Annotated in this window: 14 protein-coding genes and 1 pseudogene; 7 read left to right on the top strand and 8 right to left on the bottom strand. The window is 68.2% G+C overall.

What is annotated here, in order from left to right; genetic code table 11:
- The first annotated feature begins 26 nt into the window (after positions 1 to 26).
- Together ACW173_RS01050 and ACW173_RS01045 are read left to right on the top strand one after the other, a co-directional pair.
- Positions 27 to 581 carry a sigma-70 family RNA polymerase sigma factor gene (locus ACW173_RS01050; RefSeq protein ID WP_492083046.1) on the top strand — a complete coding sequence of 185 codons (555 nt, stop codon included), beginning with the start codon at positions 27 to 29 and terminating at the stop codon, positions 579 to 581.
- Positions 578 to 1,306 (top strand): anti-sigma factor, encoded by a 729-nt coding sequence (locus tag ACW173_RS01045; RefSeq protein WP_492083045.1) that lies wholly within the window; start codon positions 578 to 580, stop codon positions 1,304 to 1,306. Before ACW173_RS01050 ends, ACW173_RS01045 begins: the two co-directional genes overlap by 4 nt.
- A 9-nt stretch (positions 1,307 to 1,315) precedes the next feature.
- On the opposite strand, the gene ACW173_RS01040 is transcribed toward ACW173_RS01045, so the two are convergent.
- On the bottom strand, positions 1,316 to 1,960 hold the full coding sequence (locus ACW173_RS01040; RefSeq protein WP_492083044.1) for a TetR/AcrR family transcriptional regulator: 645 nt from the start codon (positions 1,958 to 1,960) through the stop codon (positions 1,316 to 1,318).
- 661 nt (positions 1,961 to 2,621) lie between these two features.
- On the opposite strand from ACW173_RS01040, the gene ACW173_RS01035 reads away from it, so the two are divergent.
- Together ACW173_RS01035 and ACW173_RS01030 are read left to right on the top strand one after the other, a co-directional pair.
- Positions 2,622 to 6,026, top strand: coding sequence for a TonB-dependent receptor (locus ACW173_RS01035; RefSeq protein WP_492083043.1), 3,405 nt, complete (start codon positions 2,622 to 2,624; stop codon positions 6,024 to 6,026).
- A gap of 11 nt (positions 6,027 to 6,037) precedes the next feature.
- Positions 6,038 to 7,510 (top strand): pectinesterase family protein, encoded by a 1,473-nt coding sequence (locus ACW173_RS01030; protein WP_492083042.1) that lies wholly within the window; start codon positions 6,038 to 6,040, stop codon positions 7,508 to 7,510.
- On the opposite strand, the gene ACW173_RS01025 is transcribed toward ACW173_RS01030, so the two are convergent.
- The 4 genes from ACW173_RS01025 to ACW173_RS01010 form a co-directional block, all read right to left on the bottom strand.
- Positions 7,507 to 8,613: a DNA alkylation repair protein gene (locus tag ACW173_RS01025; RefSeq protein WP_492083041.1), complete on the bottom strand. Its 1,107-nt coding sequence runs from the start codon at positions 8,611 to 8,613 to the stop codon at positions 7,507 to 7,509. The genes ACW173_RS01030 and ACW173_RS01025 overlap by 4 nt on opposite strands.
- Positions 8,614 to 8,743: 130 nt before the next feature.
- Complete coding sequence (gene aceB, locus ACW173_RS01020; protein ID WP_492083040.1) at positions 8,744 to 10,321, bottom strand: malate synthase A; 1,578 nt, start codon at positions 10,319 to 10,321, stop codon at positions 8,744 to 8,746.
- A gap of 79 nt (positions 10,322 to 10,400) precedes the next feature.
- Positions 10,401 to 10,628: a hypothetical protein gene (locus ACW173_RS01015; RefSeq protein ID WP_492083039.1), complete on the bottom strand. Its 228-nt coding sequence runs from the start codon at positions 10,626 to 10,628 to the stop codon at positions 10,401 to 10,403.
- Positions 10,629 to 10,658: 30 nt separating this feature from the next.
- Entirely contained in the window at positions 10,659 to 12,278 is a 1,620-nt protein-coding gene (locus tag ACW173_RS01010; RefSeq protein WP_492083038.1) for an isocitrate lyase, read from the bottom strand.
- A 163-nt stretch (positions 12,279 to 12,441) separates the two neighbouring features.
- Here ACW173_RS01010 and ACW173_RS01005 point away from each other — a divergent pair, with 163 nt between their 5' ends.
- On the top strand, positions 12,442 to 13,878 hold the full coding sequence (locus ACW173_RS01005) for a helix-turn-helix domain-containing protein (protein ID WP_492083037.1): 1,437 nt from the start codon (positions 12,442 to 12,444) through the stop codon (positions 13,876 to 13,878).
- On the opposite strand, the pseudogene ACW173_RS01000 reads toward ACW173_RS01005, so the two are convergent.
- Positions 13,875 to 14,003: pseudogene (locus ACW173_RS01000) on the bottom strand (hypothetical protein); the annotation flags it as partial. The gene ACW173_RS01005 and the pseudogene ACW173_RS01000 overlap by 4 nt on opposite strands.
- 270 nt (positions 14,004 to 14,273) lie before the next feature.
- Here ACW173_RS01000 and ACW173_RS00995 point away from each other — a divergent pair.
- Together ACW173_RS00995 and ACW173_RS00990 are read left to right on the top strand one after the other, a co-directional pair.
- Complete coding sequence (locus ACW173_RS00995) at positions 14,274 to 14,849, top strand: RNA polymerase sigma factor (RefSeq protein WP_492083036.1); 576 nt, start codon at positions 14,274 to 14,276, stop codon at positions 14,847 to 14,849.
- A complete protein-coding gene (locus tag ACW173_RS00990) occupies positions 14,846 to 15,859 on the top strand; it encodes a FecR family protein (RefSeq protein ID WP_492083035.1) in 1,014 nt (337 codons plus the stop codon). Before ACW173_RS00995 ends, ACW173_RS00990 begins: the two co-directional genes overlap by 4 nt.
- Before the next feature lie 17 nt (positions 15,860 to 15,876).
- Here the strand turns inward: ACW173_RS00990 and ACW173_RS00985 are convergent, their stop codons facing one another.
- Both ACW173_RS00985 and ACW173_RS00980 read right to left on the bottom strand, forming a co-directional pair.
- Positions 15,877 to 16,269 carry a helix-turn-helix domain-containing protein gene (locus tag ACW173_RS00985; RefSeq protein ID WP_492083034.1) on the bottom strand — a complete coding sequence of 131 codons (393 nt, stop codon included), beginning with the start codon at positions 16,267 to 16,269 and terminating at the stop codon, positions 15,877 to 15,879.
- Between the two features lie 89 nt (positions 16,270 to 16,358).
- Positions 16,359 to 17,195, bottom strand: coding sequence for an alpha/beta fold hydrolase (locus tag ACW173_RS00980; protein WP_492085847.1), 837 nt, complete (start codon positions 17,193 to 17,195; stop codon positions 16,359 to 16,361).
- Positions 17,196 to 17,468 lie beyond the last annotated feature (273 nt).

The following is a 17,468-nucleotide window of genomic DNA, read 5'->3' as shown; positions in this document are numbered from 1 at the left end:
GAACCTGAGTGAGCCGCCCACCGACCATGACACCCGATTCTGGCCGCCAGGCCCTGCAGGACGCCTTGGAGCGCGTGGCCGTCGGCGACAGCGCCGCCTTGCGACAGGTCTATGACGCTACCTCCGCGAAGCTTTTCGGCGTTTGCCTTCGTATCTTGAATGACAGGAGCGAGGCCGAGGACGTGCTGCAAGAGGTCTACACCACCGTATGGGCCAAGGCCGGCCAGTTCGAGCCGGGACGGGCCAGCCCGATCACCTGGCTGGCGGCGCTGGCCCGCAACCGGGCCATAGATCGTCTGCGCAAGGTCGGCCGGCGCGCCTTCAGTCCGATCGAGGAGGCCGACGCGGTCCCCGACGACGGCGCCTCGGCCTTCGACCAGCTGTCGGCGAGCGACGATGCTCGCCGTCTCGATGTTTGCCTGTCGCAACTGGAGGAAGCCCAGCAGAAAGCGGTTCGCACCGCCTTCTTCGAGGGCCAAACCTACGAGGAGATCGCGGCCGCCTTCGCGGTGCCCCTGGGCACGATGAAGAGCTGGATCCGTCGCTCCTTGCAGAAGTTGAAGGCTTGCCTGGAAGCATGAGCACGCCCGACCTTTCCCCCGATGATCTGACGGCCGCCGAATATGTGCTGGGCGTGCTGACCGCGTCCGAGCGCGCCGAGGTCGAGCGTCGCATGGCGTCCGAGCCCTCCCTGAGAGCCGAGGTGGCCGCCTGGGAGGCGAGGCTGACGCCGCTGATCGAGGCTGTGCCGCCCCAGACGCCGCCGGCCGTGGTCTGGCGACGGATCGCCGCCCAGGTCGGCCTGCCGGCCGCGCCACGCCGCAAGCCCGACCTTTGGAACAATCTGGGCTTCTGGCGCGGCGCCGCGGCGACGGCCGGTCTGGCCGCCGCCGCCAGCATCGCCGCCCTGGTGCTGACGCCGGGCGCGACGCCGCCGGTCCCGTCCGCGCCCACGCCCTCTGGCCAGGTCGATTTGACATCGGTCGCGCTGCTGAAGCCCGAGGCCGGTCCGGCCGCCTTCGCCGTGGCCTATGACCGCCAGCGCCAGGTGCTGATCATCACGCCGGTCTCGGCCGAAGGGCGCGCCAACCGTTCGCTGCAACTGTGGCTGATGCCCGATGGAACGCCGCCGGTGTCGCTGGGTCTGCTCGATCCCAGCAAGCCCCTGGTGCTGCGCGTGGATCAGCTGGCCGGCCCAGAAGGGCCCCGCGCGACGCTTGGCGTGTCGCTGGAGCCGTTGGGTGGCGCGCCGGGCGGCCAGCCGACCGGGCCGGTGGTGGCCACTGGACAACTGACGCCGATCTAGCCTCGACCGCTAAGCGTCTTTCGAGCCTTCGAACAGTGGCGCGTCGCCTCGCGTCAGAAGGTCGCCTGTCAGCCGTCGCTTGTACCACTCGAGAAGTTCCATGCCGCCCTCGGCCGCGGCCCGGTCGCCGGTGAACAGCATCTCGATCGCCAGGCCGCGCATCGCCGCGCGATGCAGGCGGACCATCCGCTCGATCGCCTCCTGGTCTTGGACGCCCAACTCGCGGGCCATCTCCCAGACGCCTTCGCGCTGGCTGGCCTCGAATTCGGCGGCGATGGCGGGGAAGCGCTCGCCCAGGGCCGGGTCGCTGCGCGAGGCGATGATGATCTCGATCAGGGCGATGGCCGGCGGCTCGCGCATCGCCTCCCAGGTCGCCTCGGTTATGGCCAGATAGCGGTCCATGCCGGGCGGGATCGCGCCCAGCCGCCGGCGGACATGGCGGTTCTGGTGCGCCGCCGCGCCCTCGGCCACGGCGATGATCAAATCGACCTTGGTCGGGAAGTGGTGGAGCATCGCGCCCCGGCTGACGCCCGCCTCCTCCATGACCAGTTGGGTCGTCGTGGCCGCGTATCCGATGCGATGCAGGCAAGCGATCGCGGCGTCGACCAGTCGCTGGCGCATGGCGGCGCTACGCTCGGCGTGAGGACCGCGCACCTTGCCGTTTCGACCGAGGGTTGAATCTGGATTTGCCGTCATCTTGAACGGCAAATGAGGGCAATTCCCGATCTCTGTCCAGCGTGATTGGCCAAATCACATCATTGGCAGTCACGGTTGACGGCAAACAATGTTCGTGTTTGTCTGCCTCAAACGGTCGTTTGGCTCCCCTTCCGGGAGGCGCTGACACCGGTGTCGCCTTGATCTGGCGGCCAAAACGCCGGTCTCGCGTCTTTTGAGGCCGGCGAAGACGAAAGGGGAGGCGGGCGATGAGGACCAAGATCAAGACCGCGCGGACGCCAGCGATCCTGCTTCTGGCGTCAGCCTCGACTGTATTGGCCCGGCCGCTCGCCCCTTCCCTTTCGAATTTCCTCCTCCGACTGGGGACCGGTCGCCTTCCGGCCGGTCCTCGCTCTTTCGGAGGTTTGACGCTGGCCCCGTGCCTGGGCGTGTCGCCGGTCTCCGCCCAGGCGCGAGGTCGAGAAGGAGCGGCGCGGCGGCTACGGCGGGGGCTGCGACCGGGGCGCGGCCGTGCTGGCCCGTTACGCCGAATGGGCGCGCCCCCGCAGCGACCGACCATCGACATCATCAACTGAACGACGACGACCGACCCGCCCAAGGGTCGGCGAGGAAACGACACATGAAAGGGAAGGGGAGTTCCATGCTCGACCAACTGATGACCCGCGTCTCGTGCGCGGCCCTGATCGCGGCCGGCGGCCTGGCGATCGCCACGCCGGCCCTCGCGCAGGCCACGTCGCCGCCAGCCGCCGCCGACCCGTCCGAGACGGTCACCGAGGTGGTGGTCACCGGCTATCGCGCCTCGGTCGCCAGCGCGCTGGACGTCAAGCGCCGGGCCAACGACATGCAGGACACGATCAAGGCCGAGGACATTGGCAAGTTTCCCGACGCCAACCTGGCGGAATCCCTGCAGCGCCTGCCCGGCGTCTCGATCGACCGCGACAATGGCGAGGGGCGGCGGATCTCGATCCGGGGCCTGGGTCCCGACTTCTCCCGCGTGCGTCTGAACGGCATCGAGGCCCTGTCGATCTCGGGCGGCAATGACAGCGGCAGCACGCCCAACCGCTCGCGCGGCTTCGACTTCAACGCCTTCGCCTCGGAGCTGTTCAGCTCGCTGACCGTGCGCAAGACCGCCTCGGCCGAGGTCGACGAGGGCTCGCTGGGCGCGACGGTCGACCTGGTCACCGGCCGGCCGTTCGACTTCAAGGGGCGCAAGATCAGCCTCTCGGTCCAGGACGGCTATTACGAGAACGGCAAGCACCACAATCCGCGCCTGGCGGGCCTGATCGCCGACCGCTGGGACACCAAGATCGGCCGCTTCGGGGCCAGCCTGTCGGGCGCCTACAACAAGGCCAAGCGCTCCAGCGACAGCTACGGCCGAGGCCCGGCTTCCTACGACTTCGCCTATTCGCGGCCGTTCGCCGTGCCGAGCCAGACCGCCGGTTCGCCGGCCGCGGGCATTCCCGAGCGCGAGGGCTTCGCCGCTCCGTCGAACACCATCTGCAACGGCGGTACGGCGATCGCCCCGAACCTGAACGGCGTGATCCCCGGCATCAACATCACGCGGCTGGACGCCTGCAACGCCCAGCGCGGTTCGGATCCGGCCGCCTATGCGATGATCTATCCGAACGGCGGGGCGATCCGGCAATTCGTCAACGGGACCACGGTGCAGACGACCCCCGGGTCGACCGTGATCGTGCCGACCCTGCCGACCTTGAACCACCAGGAGATCGACACCGAGCGCCTGGGCCTGACCGGCTCGGTCCAATGGAAGCCGACCGACCGCACGCTGCTCAGCATCGACGGCGTCTACTCGCGGCTGAAGCAGAAGTCGGACTTCTACCAGATCTCGACGATCGGCCTGAACCGTTTCGGCAATACCGTGACCAACTACAACACCGCCACCGCCGGCTCGGCGGCGCTGTATTCCTCTTGTTCGACCTCGGGCCTGGTGTTCCCGATCGCCTGCGAGGGGACCGGCGGCGCCGGCGGGGTGCTGCCCGGCTTCGCCAACAGCACCAACCCCAACAATCTCAACGCCTACGATTACTACAATAACCCGGCCTCGAAGGGGTACATCCCCACCGCCAACGGTTTGGCCCTGTTCGACGCCCTCGTCGGTAAGCCGGCGACGCGGATCATGGACGCCCACGTCGACAACTCGAACCCCAAGACGCCCGTCGCCGACTACATGAAGCTGGGCAATATCGACTATCGCTCGGCCGACGACAGCAACCAGTACACCACCACCTTCAAGCAGCTGTCGGCGACCCTGGACCAAGAACTGACCGACGACCTGAAGCTGACCGTGGTCGGCGGCTATTCGGAGTCGGTCAACGACAGCCTGGGCCTGCTGTCGGACCTTAACCGCCTGGACAGCGGCCAGGGCACGCCCGGCAACGACTACTTCGTCTATGACGAGCGCGGCGACGGACCGATGCCGGTGATCAACTTCGGCTTCGACGCGGCCAATCCGGCCAACTGGGACACGGTCAAGGGCCTGTCGGTCCTGCGCATCCAGGCCCGGCATACCAAGAACACCTTCAAGAACCTGCGCGCCGACTTCGACTGGCGGGCGTTTGGCGGTGAAGACCACATCAAGTGGGGCGGCTCGTTCCGCGAGTTCGGCTTCGACACCACCGAGCTGCGCCGGGCGTCCAACGAGGCGGTCTCGCCGACCCTGCTGGAAGCTGGCGGCACGGTGGCCGCGACGGGCCAGGTGATCAACTGGGGGCAAGGGCTGAAGGTCCCGGCCGGCACGACCACCAGCTTCTGGGCGCCGGATAACAGGAAGATGGCCGCGGTGTTCGGCTTCGACTGCGACTGCGTGAACAAGTACGGCGACTTCCGCCTGTCGTATGGCGGCAGCCCGGGCCTGAACTACCAGATCACCGAGCGTGATACGGGCGGCTACGTGCAGTACGACTTCGTCCGTACGCTGCTGGGCATCGACGTGCGCGGCAATGCCGGGGTGCGTTACGCCAACACCGAGGTGGAGGCCAACGGCCTGACCCCGACCTTGGCGGCGATCACCAACACCGCCAAGTACCATGACTGGCTGCCGTCGCTGAACGCGGTGTTCGAGCTGACCCCGACCATGCTGGTCCGCTTTGGCGCGGCCAAGGTGATGGCGCGGCCGCAGCTGGCCCAGCTGGCGCCGGGCATCACCGCCTTCTCGGTCCCCTCGACGGCCGGCGCCACGACCGGCGGCAGCGTCACCAGCGGCAACACCAAGCTGTCGCCGTTCCGGGCCACGAACCTGGATCTGAGCTACGAATGGTACTTTGCCCCAGGCGCTTTGATCTCGGTGGCGGTGTTCAACAAGGACATCAAGTCGTTCCCGCAACGGGTGCTGGCCGAGGGCAAGCTGGGCGACTTCCTGGACCCCGAGGTCGTGGCCCAGCTGCGCGCCAGCATCACCGCCTCGACCGCCGCCGGCGACGCTCAGCGGGCCTATATCGACGGCGACAACACCTTCACCTTCAGCCTGCCCAAGGACGCGCCCGGCGGCTACATCCGCGGGGTCGAGATCAACTACCAGCAGAACTTCACCTTCCTGCCGGGCTTCCTGAAGAACTTCGGCGCGCAGGTGAACTACACGCACATCGAGAGCGAGCTGAAATACATCATCGACACCGGTTCGCTGACGCCGCCGGCGCGGCCGCAACTGATCGGCGAGGCCCCGTTCCTGGGCGCGTCGCCGGACTCGGTGAACGCCACCCTGTACTACGAGACCCCGAAGTGGACGGCCCGCGTCTCGGCCGCCTATCGCTCCAAGTACTATTCGACCTATCCGCTGCAGACTGGCAGCTGCCAGCCGGGCATGTGCCTGACGCCGCTGATCAACGACTTCGCCGGCAGCCAGTCGACGACCAATGTCGACGGCTCGTTCAGCTATCAGCTGTTTGGCGGGGCCTCGCTGGTCATCGAGGCGCTGAACCTGACCAACCAGACGTCCAACCGCTTCGCCTATGACGGCAATCCGGTGATCACGCAGTACGCCTCGACCGGCCGCCAGATCAATGTCGGCTTCCGGTGGTCCTTCTGATGGGAAGCTCCATGCGCACGATCCTTCTCCTGAGCGCCGCGCTGCTGGCCACGCCCGCCGTCGCCGCGCCCGACTTGTTTCCGGCCAGCGGGGCCAGGAACGTCAATCCGGACACCCGTCTGGTCCTAACCTTCGACACCGCGCCAACGGTTGGGAGCGCGGGCAAGATCCAGATCCTCGACGCCGCCGACAACAGCGTGGTCGACACCCTGGACCTGTCCGTCCCGGCCTCTCCTGTCCCGGACGGTCGGCCCAAGTCCGCCACTGGCGAGACCAAGGCCCCGGCTCCGCCCAAGCCGGCCGGCCCCGACAACCCCGCCTTCCAGGCCAACCAGGTCGGCGGGGCGTGGTTCCACTTTTTCCCAGTCATGACCAAGGGCAAGACCGCCACCGTCTTCCCGCACAACGGCGCGCTGAAATACGGCAAGACCTATGTCGTGAAGCTGGACCCGCGGGTTCTGACCACCGCGGACGGCGAGCCGCTGGAGGCCGGCAAGACCTGGACCTTCACGACCAAGGCCGCGCCGCCCAAGGCGGACGCTTCCCGCGTCGTGGTCTCGGCCGATGGCAAGGGCGACTTCAACACCGTCCAGGGCGCGATCGACTTCGCGCCCGCCGCCTCGACCAAGCCGCTGACGGTCTTCATCAGGAACGGCGACTATCCGGAGATCGTCTTTCTGAAGGGCAAGTCGAACCTGACCCTGCGCGGCGAGAGCCGCGAGGGCGTGGTGGTTCACTACCCCAACAACAGCGCCTTCAACCGCATCCGGCCCGCCTTCACGGTGACCGAGGCCAACGATATTCAGCTGTCGACCTTCACGATCCGCAACGACTTCATCGGCCAGGCCGAGGCGCTGCTGATGCGTGGCGAGCGCAACATCGTCGACCGCATGACGCTGAACGGCTCGGGCGACGCCTTCACGACCTATGGCTCGATCTACATGGTCGACAGCACCCTGACCGGCGACGGCGACACCATCCTGGCTTACGCGGCGCTGTACTGCCTGCGCTGTACGATCAAGTCGGTGGGGCCGTTCACCTGGACGCGGACGCCCAAGGGGCAGCATGGCAATGTCTTCATCGACTCGACCTTCCTTTATGACGACCGGCCGCTGCCCTGGTCGATCACACCGGCCAATCCCGAAGGCCGCAAGGCGCCGGGCGTCCTGGCCCGTCTGCCCCGCAATGGCGCGGCGGCGACGTCCTACGCCAACTTCCCCTTCGCCGAGATGGTGCTGATCGACTCCAGGACCGACGGCGTGCCGGAGGAGGGCTGGGGTCCGATCGAGGATCCGGCGACCTTCGACTGGTCGACGCTGCGGCTGATGGAGGTTGGCACCAAGGACCTGCAGGGCAAGCCGATCGATCTCACCAAGCGCCATCCCGCTGTCCGGCGGTTGGACGCGACCAAGGACGCCGCGCTGATCGGGCAGTACCGGGATCCGGCGTTCGTCCTGGGCTGGAAGCCGGTGGTGCGGCCCTAGATCGAGAGGTCGAACACCGCGTTGGCGACGACCTGGCCATTGACCAGCAGCTCGACCTCGTGCCGGCCGGCCGCGTGCTTGCGGGTGGTGAAGTCCTTGATCGTCTGGCGCAGGGAGAGATCCAAGCGCTGGCCGGCGGCGATCTGGACGCCCTTCCACTTGAAGACCTTGCGCGAGGCTCGGCCGCTGGCCTTGGGGTAGGTGATCGCATAGTCGACGACCAGGGTCTGGGCGCGGCCGCCGGTCTCGGCCAGGCGCGTCGACAGCGCGATCGCCTCGCCCAGCCGGATGGCGGCGGGCTGGATCGTGAAGTGCTCGGCCCGCACGTCCGCGCCCTCGGTCGCGCCGATCAGCGCCAGCGCCCGCGGATCCCCCTGCTTGATCAGGCCGCGCAGGGCGTGCTTGGCGATCCAGGCGCTGCGCTTGTCCTCCAGCGGCCACGTCTTGAAGTGCTCGAGGACCAAGTCGGGATGGTCCTTGGTGATGTCGTTGAGATGGTTGGCCACCGACTTGCGGACATACGCGCTGTCGTCGGTCTTCAGGGCGTCGAGGATCGGCGCGGCCGGGGTCGGGTCCCGGACCAGCACGTCGAGACGGAAGGACCAGGGAAGCCGGGGCCGCGAACCCTCGCTGGCCAGACGGCGGACGTGTTCGTCGGGGTCTAGGGTCCAGGCCTCCATGACCTCCAGCGTTCGCGTCAGGTCCTGGCGCAGGAAGGGCCGGATGGCGAACTCGGCGGTGCCGTAGGGCGTGAAGGTCTTCAGCGCGGCCATCGACGTGTCGAAATGTTCGAGGCCGAACAGGGCGACATATTCGGGCGGGACCAGCGCGACGAACCGGTGGTTGATGCGCGGGATCAGGGCGCGGAGAATCGCGACCGCCGCGTCGAAGTCCTTCGGCAGGGTCTCGCCATAGGCCTGTGCGATCCGCCGGAGCCGCTGCATGATCGACAGGGCGTCCAGCTCGTGGCTGGCCAGCTCCAGGAACCGGGCCGCGTCGAAGGCCGGATAGACGGCGCGGGTCTCGTCCGCCAGGTGGCGCAGGCGGGCGCGGTCGAAGATCTCCTTCAGGAGTGGGGCAGGGGCGTCTTGGGCGTCGGTCATGGCCCATGGCCTATCCGACGCCGCGCCGGATCCTGGCAAGAGCCGACACGAAAGACCCCGGCGCTGGGGGAGCGCCGGGGTCCTCGGGCGGATGGTTTTTGGTGTTGTGTCTCGCCCTGCGCTCTCTCGGTCAGAGCAGTTCGTAGGCCGGCAGGGTCAGGAACTCTTCCAGGCTGTCGGACAGCACCATGCGGGTGAAGAGTTCGGCGGCCCCTTCCAGACGGGGCGAGCCGAAGTCGCGGCGCAGGTCGGCCATCTCCTGGGTGAACAGGCTGACGAACAGCTCCGAGGTCAGCGCGCGGCCATCGTCCAGTTCGGCGCCCAGGCGGATCCACTGCCACAGCTGAGTGCGGCAGATCTCGGCCGTCGCCGCGTCCTCCATCAGGTTGTAGAGCGGCACGGCGCCCCGGCCTTCCAGCCAGGCCTGGGTGTAACGGACGCCGACGCGGATGTTCTCGCGCACGCCGGCCTCGGTGCGGCCGCCTTCGTGCAGCTCCAGCATCTGGGCGGCGGTGATCTCCAGGCCCTCGAGCGTCTTGTCGCGCTGGTTGGCGGTCGGCATCAGGCGGTCGAAGACCTCCATGGCCACCGGGACAAGGTCGGGGTGGGCGACCCAGGTGCCGTCGTGGCCGGCGCCGGCCTCGCGCTCCTTGTCGGCCTTGACCTTGGCGAAGGCGGCCTGGTTGGCGGCGTCGTCGCCCTTGACCGGGATCTGGGCCGCCATGCCGCCCATGGCGAAGGCGCCCCGCCGGTGACAGGTCTGGATCAGCTTCAGCGAATAGGCGCCCAGGAAAGCCTTGCCCATGACCATGGCCGAGCGGTCCGGGGTCAGGAATTCGGCCCGGCGGCCCAGGCGCTTGATGAACGAGAAGATGTAGTCCCAGCGGCCGCAGTTGAGGCCGACGATGTGGTCCTTCAGCTCGAACAGGATCTCGTCCATCTCGAAGGCGGCGGGGATGGTCTCGATCAGCACCGTGGCCTTGATCGTGCCGACGGGCAGGCCCAGCGCCTCCTGGGCGCGGACGAAGACGTCGTTCCAGAGGCGGGCCTCGAGATGGCTCTCCAACTTGGGCAGGTAGAAATAGGGGCCCGAGCCCTGCTCCAGCGTCGCCTTGGCGTTGTGGAAGGCGTACAGGCCGAAGTCGAACAGCGCCCCGGCCACGGCCTGGCCGTCGACCTCCAGGTGGCGTTCCATCAGGTGCCAGCCGCGCGGGCGGATCTTCAGCACCGCCGGGGTTGGCCCCATGGCGTAGGCCTTGCCGGACTTAGGGTCGACGTGGGTCAGTTCGCCTTGCCAGCGATCCTTCAAATTGACCTGACCCTCGACGACATTGGCCCAGGTCGGAGCCGTTGCGTCCTCGAAGTCGGCCATGAACACCTTGGCCCCACAGTTCAGGGCGTTGATGATCATCTTGCGGTCGACGGGGCCGGTGATCTCGACGCGACGGTCCAGCAGGTCGGCGGGGACGGGGGCGACGCTCCAGTCGGCGGCGCGGACGTGGGCGGTGTCGGCCAGGAAGTCCGGCAGTTCGCCAGCGTCGAAGCGGGTCTGCCGGGCCTGGCGAGCGGCCAGCAGCTCGCGGCGGCGACCGTCGAAACGGCGGTGCAGGTCAGCGACGAAGTCCAGGGCCTCGGGGGTGAGTACTTCAGCCGCGCGACCTTCGATCGGACCGGTGACCTGGATGTTGGCGGCGATGTCGAGCGGCATGGGAAGCTTTCCGTGGCGGTGGGATCGGCTCCCCGGAACCCGGGGAGCCGTCTTCAGGACTTTGGTCGAGTATCGTTGGTTAGGCGCTCTTTTCGGCACCCTTTTCACGGACGGTGGGGACGATCTGGTCTCCCCAGTTACCCGTTCCGTCGTGGTGGCGCGAGGTGCGCACCAGTTCGACCGAGTAGCCGGCCGCGATGGCGCGGCGCACGGCCTCGTTCAGGCGGTGAGAGGCCTCGGCGACGCGGTCGACGGCGCGCTTGTCGTCGGCCGAGTCCGGCATGGCGGCGGGGGCGAAGGCGGTCATGGCTGTGCTCCTCGGTTCAAGTGCTGGCGGCTATTCGGCCGCGAACTGGTTCATGGTGTTGGCGTGGCCCCCGGCCTTGAGCGCCCGTTCGCCGGCGACCATCTCCTTGAAGGTGTCGCCGAGGTCCGAGCCGACCTCGTGCTGGTGCTTCACGGCCGAGACGCCGCGGCGGATTTCCTCGCGCTGCACCGTGTTGACATAGGCCTGCATCCGCTCCTCGCCGAAGTAGCCGCGCGACAGTTCGTCGACGCTCTTGGCGGTGAGGTGGAAGGTCGGCAGGGTGATCAGGTTGTGGAACACTCCGGCGCGGGCGGCGATGTCGACCTGGAAGCGGGCCAGGCGCTCGTCGGCCTCGCGGCCCAGGTCGCTCTTGTCGTACTCGGCCGACATCAGCGAGTTGCCTTCCGGGTAGCTGTCCTTGTGGATCTTGCCCTCGGCGATCCACTGGTCGCGGACCTGCTTGCGCAGATTGAGCGTCCAGTTGAACGACGGCGAGTTGTTGTAGGTCAGCTTGGCGTTCGGCACGACCTTGCGAACCTCGGCCACCATCGCGGCGATCTCGTCGACGTTCGGAGTATCGGTCTCGATCCACAGCAGGTCCGCGCCGCCTTGGGTCAGGTTGGCGATGCAGTCCTCGATGACGCGCTGGCGGCCGGTGCCATCCTGGAAGGCGAACAGGCCGTTGGGCATGCGCACCGGTTTGACGAACGCGCCGTCCTTCATGATCGCCAACTCGCCGTCGCGCAGCGGGTTCTCCGGCGTGATGGCCTCGGTCTTCAGCCACTTGATGTAGTCGGCGGCCAGGTCGCCTTCGCCTTGGCTGACCGGGATCTTCTGGGTCAGGCCCGCGCCCAGGCTGTCGGTGCGGGCGACGATGACGCCCTCGTCGACGCCCAGTTCCTCGAAGGCCAGGCGGCAGGCGCGCAGCTTCTCGATGAAGTCCTCGCGCGGCACGGTGACCTTGCCGTCCTGGTGGCCGCACTGCTTGGCGTCGCTGACCTGGTTCTCGATCTGCAGGCAGCAGGCGCCGGCCTTGATCATCTCCTTGGCCAGCAGGTAGGTCGCGTGCTCGTTGCCGAAGCCGGCGTCGATGTCGGCGATGATCGGCACGACATGGGTCTCGAAGTTGTCGATGGCCTTGATCGCGGCCTGCTCGGCGACCTGGTCGCCGGCTTCGCGGGCGGCGCGCAGGGTCTTGAAGAGGTCGTTGATCGCGACTTCGTCGGCTTGGCGCAGCGAGACGTAGATCTCCTCGATCAGGTCGACCACCGAGGTCTTCTCGTGCATCGACTGGTCGGGCAGGTGGCCGAAGCGGTTGCGCAGACCCGCGACCATCCAGCCCGACAGGTAGACATAGGCGCCCTTGGTCGTGCCGCGCAGGCGCTTGACCGACTTGATCATCTGTTGGGCGTGGAAGCCCGACCAGCAGCCCAGCGACTGGGTGAACTTGCTGCTGTCGGCGTCATAGGCGGCCATGTCGGCGCGCATGACTGGGGCCATCGACCGCGCGATGTCCAGGTGGGTCGGGAAGGTGTTCTGCAGCTTCAGCTGGATGATATCGTCGATGCCGACGCCGCCCGGCGTGACGCCGTCGGGATAGCGCGCCAGCAGGGCGTCGCGGTGGTCGGCATAGGTCTTGCGCTGCGTCATCGTCGTTCGATCCCACTACGGGGCCCAGGGCGTACGCCTCGCGGGCCAAGGAAAACTCGTCGTGGTGAGCTAACGCCGCGCTGCGGGATCGGTCGAACCTATTGAAGGCAATTTGTCAAAGATCGACTTTGTAATTCTTGTAAAGTCGTGACAAGTTGACCAAATGGCGGTGCTCGACAAAAAACAGGAAAAGAAGCTGTTCCTGGGCGGACGGCTCAAGCGGCTGCGGCGCGACCTGGGCGTGACCCAGGCCCGCATGGCCGAGGAGCTGGGAGTTTCGCCCAGCTATCTGAACCTGCTCGAGCGCAACCAGCGGCCGGTCACCGCCCAGCTTTTGCTGCGCTTGGCCGACGCTTATGACCTGGACCTGCGCAGCCTCTCGGCCGACGATCCGGGCGGTGGGGCAGGGCTGGAAGAGGTGCTGGCCGACAAGATGTTCGCCGACTTAGGGATCGGTCGGCACGAAGCGGCGGAGGTCGCCGAGCTGTCGCCGGGCCTGGCCGAGGCCGTCAGCCGCCTCTACCGCGCCTATCTGGATCGCGGTCGGCTGATCGACCTGGGCGCCTTCGAGCGGCCGGACGGGACCGGTCCGGTCTCCGAGCAGTCGCCGACCGACTGGGTCCGCGACCTGGTCGGGACCCAGCGCAACCACTTCGCCGAGCTGGAGGTTCTGGCCGAGAAGATCGTCGCCCAGCTGAAAGCCGACCCGCAGGACCTGGGTCCGGCGGTGCGCGAGCGCCTGCAGAGCAAGTTCGGCGTCCAGACCCGGATCATGCCGGTCGAGGTGATGACCGGTTCGCTGCGCCGCTACGACCATCACCGCAAGCGCCTGATGCTGTCCGAGACCTTGGCTCCGGCCAGCCGCATCTTCGGCATGTGCTACCAGCTGGGCCTGATGGAGGGCGGTGAGGTGCTGTCGGACCTGACCGACCGCTTCAAGGCCCCCGACCGCGCCACTCGCCAACTGTTGAAAGTGTTCCTGGACGGCTACCTGGCCGCGGCGATCATGATGCCGTACGAGCCGTTCCTGGCGGCCATGGAGACCAGCGGCTACGACATCGAGCGGGTGCGGCCGCGCTTCGGGGTCAGCTACGAGCAGGCCGCCCAGCGCCTGACCACCCTGGGTCGCTCGGGCTCGCGCGGCGTGCCGTTCTTCATGATGCGGCTGGACGCGGCGGGAAACATCTCCAAGCGCTTCGCCGCTGGCCCGTTCCCGTTCTCGCGCTTCGGCGGGGCCTGCCCGCGCTGGAATGTCCACGACAGCTTCAAGACTCCGGGCCGCATCATCACCCAGGTGATCGAGACGCCCGACAACGAGCGCTACTTCACTCTGTCGCGCACGGTCCGCCGCGTGTCGGGCCTGCACTCGGGGCTGGAGGACGAACTGGTCATCGGCCTGGGCTGCGACCTGAAATACGCGGGCAAGCTGGTCCACGCGCGGGGCATGGACATGGCCAACCCCATCGCCGTCGAGATCGGCCCCTCGTGCCGGATCTGCGAGCGGCCAGCCTGCCCGCAACGCGCGGCGGCGCCGATCAACAGGACCCTGCTGGTCGAGGAGACCAGCAAGTCCTTGTCGCCGTTCCCGTTCGCTCGTTAGGCTTCGACCGCCTCACACGCCCGCCGCGCCGCCTCGACCATGTTGGCGACGGCCGCCTTGGTCTCGGGCCACTCGCGGGTCTTCAGGCCGCGGTCGGGATTGACCCACGGCTGGCCCGCCGAGAGCAGGCCAGCGACCGTGGGGCGTCATCGCGGACGAACGACCAGTTCAGGATCGTCACCGGCCCGGCGCGGCTCGCCGCGCTCGAACTCGGTGAGGGCCAGGGCCAAACAGGCTCGTCGACTCGCGCCCGGAGACCCCGCCGGAGGACGTTATCTGTCGAGGCAGGCGTCCTGGCTCATGGGTCATCGCCGCTGTCTGGGCAGGAATCCACTGACGTACGGGTTTCTGCCGCCGCTGCGTGTTCTGAAAGATGACCGGCGCTGGAGTTCCGCATGCTCCTGGAGCATGAACAGTTCATGGAGGGACCCCACGACGCGCTCGCGGGCGATCGGGGCCGCCGCGCCCAGGCGCGCGGGGCGGCGATGGCCGCCGCCCTGGCCGAGCCCCTGGCCGGTTTCTTTCGCCGCCGTCTGGGACCCGGCGGCGAGGCCGAGATCGAGGACCTGGTGCAGGAGGTCTTCCTGCGCGCAGCCGACCAGCTGACCCTGGCCGAGGAAGAGCACGCCCGGGCCTATGTGTTCCGCGTCGCCGCCAGCGTCTGGATCGACCGTCACCGGCGGCGCCAGGCGCGGCGAGCCGACCGCCATGTGCCCTTCGACCCGGACCGCCACGATACGGTGGGCGCCGACCTCGTCGGCCAGCTGGACGCGCGCGAGACATTGCGCGCGGCGACCCTGGCGCTGGCGACCTTGCCCGAGCGCACGCGGGCCATCTTCATCCTCCGCCGTATCGAGGACCTGTCCGTGCGGGAGGTGGCGGGCCGCCTGGGCCTGTCCACCAGCGCGATCGAGAAACACATGGTCCGCGCTCTCGAACATCTGCTGGCGCATACGAGGAGCTCGCGATGACCGACCGTATGCCCAACGACCTTCAGGGCGATCTTCAGGGGCTGACCCCGGACGAAGCCGCCGCCCGCCTGCTGGTGGAGATCGACGAGGCCGATCCGGTCCACGCCGCGCGGCTGGACGCCTGGCTGGACCAGGATCCCGCCCGGCGCGAGGCCTGGCTGAACGCCCAGGACGTGCTGGCCAGCTTCGACCATGCCGACGAGCACCGGCCACTGGACCTGCCGCGCCGCCGCGCCAAGGCTTTGCGTGGGCCGCGTCCGGTCGTTCCGTGGCTGCTGGCCGCCGCTTGCGCGGTGGCGGCGGTCGGGCTGGCGGTGACGTTGGCGCCGTGGAAGGCCGAGAAGCCCATGTCCCCCGCGGCGACCCAGCGCATCGACTTCGAGACCGTCAGCCAGCGACGCCTCTTCGCCTTGCCGGACGGCAGCAAGGCGACCCTGGCGCCAGGCAGCGCCCTGGACCTGGCCTATACGCGAAGCGAGCGGCGCGCGCGGCTGGTGCGCGGCCAGGCCTATTTCGACGTCGCCCATGACGCCGCGCGGCCGTTCGTGGTCGAGGCCGAGGGGCGGATGATCACGGCCCTGGGCACGCGCTTCGACGTGCGCAGCGACTCCCAGGGACTGCGTGTGACCCTGCTGGAAGGCAGCGTCCGCATCGACACTCCCGGCGCGAGCCCGGCCCAATCGGCCGTCGTGCTGCGTCCGGGGGAGGAACTGCTGGTCGCGCAGGGGCGGCCCGAGGTCGTGCGCCGGGCCGACACCGTCAGCGCCGAGACCTGGCGCGAGATCCGCGTGGTGTTCGACGACAAGCCGTTGGGCGAGGTGATCGTCGAGCTCAATCGTTATGCCGTGCTGCAGTTGGTGATCGACGATCCGCGCGTGGCGGCCCTGCGGATCACCGGCCAGTTTCGAACCGGCGACAACGCCCGCTTCGCCCGCGGCCTGGCGCGCCTGTACCCCGTGCGCGGCGTGCCGGACGGTCCGGGCCGGCTGAAGCTGGTCCGGACCGACTGAGCCTCACCGGCCAAGGATTAGAGCTTGCGGTGCTCGCGGCGCCAGACGGTGGGCGTCACGCCCTCCAGGCGGCGGAAGCGGTTGGTAAAGTGCGACTGGTCGGCGAAACCGCAGGCCAGCGCGATCTGGTTCAGCGGCTCGTCGGTGGTGGCCATCAGCGCCTTGGCGCGGGCCAGCCGCTTATGGGTGATCAGGGCGCGGGGGGCGAGGCCGAAGGTGTCCTTGCAGGCCCGGCCGAAATAGCCCGGACCCACGCCCGAGAAGGTCGCGATCCGGGCCACGCTAAGCGCCGTGCTCAGGTTCTCGTCGATGAACCGCTCCACCTGGCGGGCCCGCCAGGGCGCCAGGCCGCCAACCCTCGGCGGCGCGCGGTAGGTTTGAGTTTCGAAGCCCCCGGCATGTCCCAGCATGATGTTCTCCCCGAGGCGCGAGAGGCCTCGACTATGAACACGCAGGGCGTCGCCGAAACCGTACGCCGCGCGCTCGGGGAGATGCGAGATCAGGCCTTGATGAAGGCCAGCAGGTCGGGGTTCACGACGTCGGGATGCGTCGTGCACAGGCCGTGCGGCAGGCCCTTGTAGGTCTTGAGCGTACCGTTCTTGAGCAGCTTGGCCGATAGCGGCGCGCTGTCGGCATAAGGAACGATCTGGTCGTCGTCGCCATGCATGACCAGGGTCGGGACGCTGATCGCCTTCAGGTCGTCGGTAAAGTCGGTTTCCGAGAAGGCCTTGATGCAGTCGTAGTGGGCCTTGATCCCGCCCATCATGCCCTGGCGCCACCAGTTCCAGATCACGCCCTGGTCGACCTTCGCGCCCGCGCGGTTGAAGCCATAGAACGGGCCAGCGGGGACGTCGTGGAAGAACTGGGCGCGGTTGCCGGCGGTGGCGGCGCGGAAGCTGTCGAACACCTCCAGCGGCAGGCCGCCGGGGTTCTTGTCGGACTTGACCATGATCGGCGGCACCGCGCCGATCAGCACCGCCTTGCCGACCCGGCCCGGCTTGGCGCGGGCGACGTAGCGGGCGACCTCGCCGCCGCCGGTCGAGTGGCCGATATGGACGGCATTCTTCAGGTCCAGGTGATCGGTCAGGGCCGCGACGTCGGCGGCGTAGGTGTCCATCTCGTTGCCGCTGTCGGTCTGGGTGGAGCGGCCGTGCCCCCGGCGGTCGTGGGCGACGACCCGGAAGCCCTGGGCGTAGAAGAACATCATCTGGTTGTCCCAGTCGTCCGCCGTCAGCGGCCAGCCGTGGTGGAACACGATCGGCTGGGCGGTCTTGGGACCCCAGTCCTTGTAGTAGATCTGGACGCCGTCCTTGGTGGTGACAAAGCCGCTGCTCATCTTACTGGATCCTTGGGTCTGAGGTTGGGCCGCGAGGCCGGCCTGGGGCGCGGTCATCGCCAGCAGGGCGATGCCGAGGCCTCCGCCGACGACGCCGCGACGCGTGGCGCCGTCTTCGTTGGGTTCCGCTGAGTTCATCAAAGCCCCCGTTTTCGAACGCGCGCATCGTGGCTCCAGCGGTCCTCGGCGGTCTTGCACCAACCCGACCGTGATCGCGCCCAGTTCGTTCAATCCGGGCGGCCGCGACGCCGCCAAGCTTGGGGCCTCGCTTGG

The organism is Caulobacter sp. ALps2 (assembly GCF_058681635.1).
Note: the sequence above shows the minus strand (reverse complement) of the source record. Positions and strands in the feature narration are given on the sequence as shown.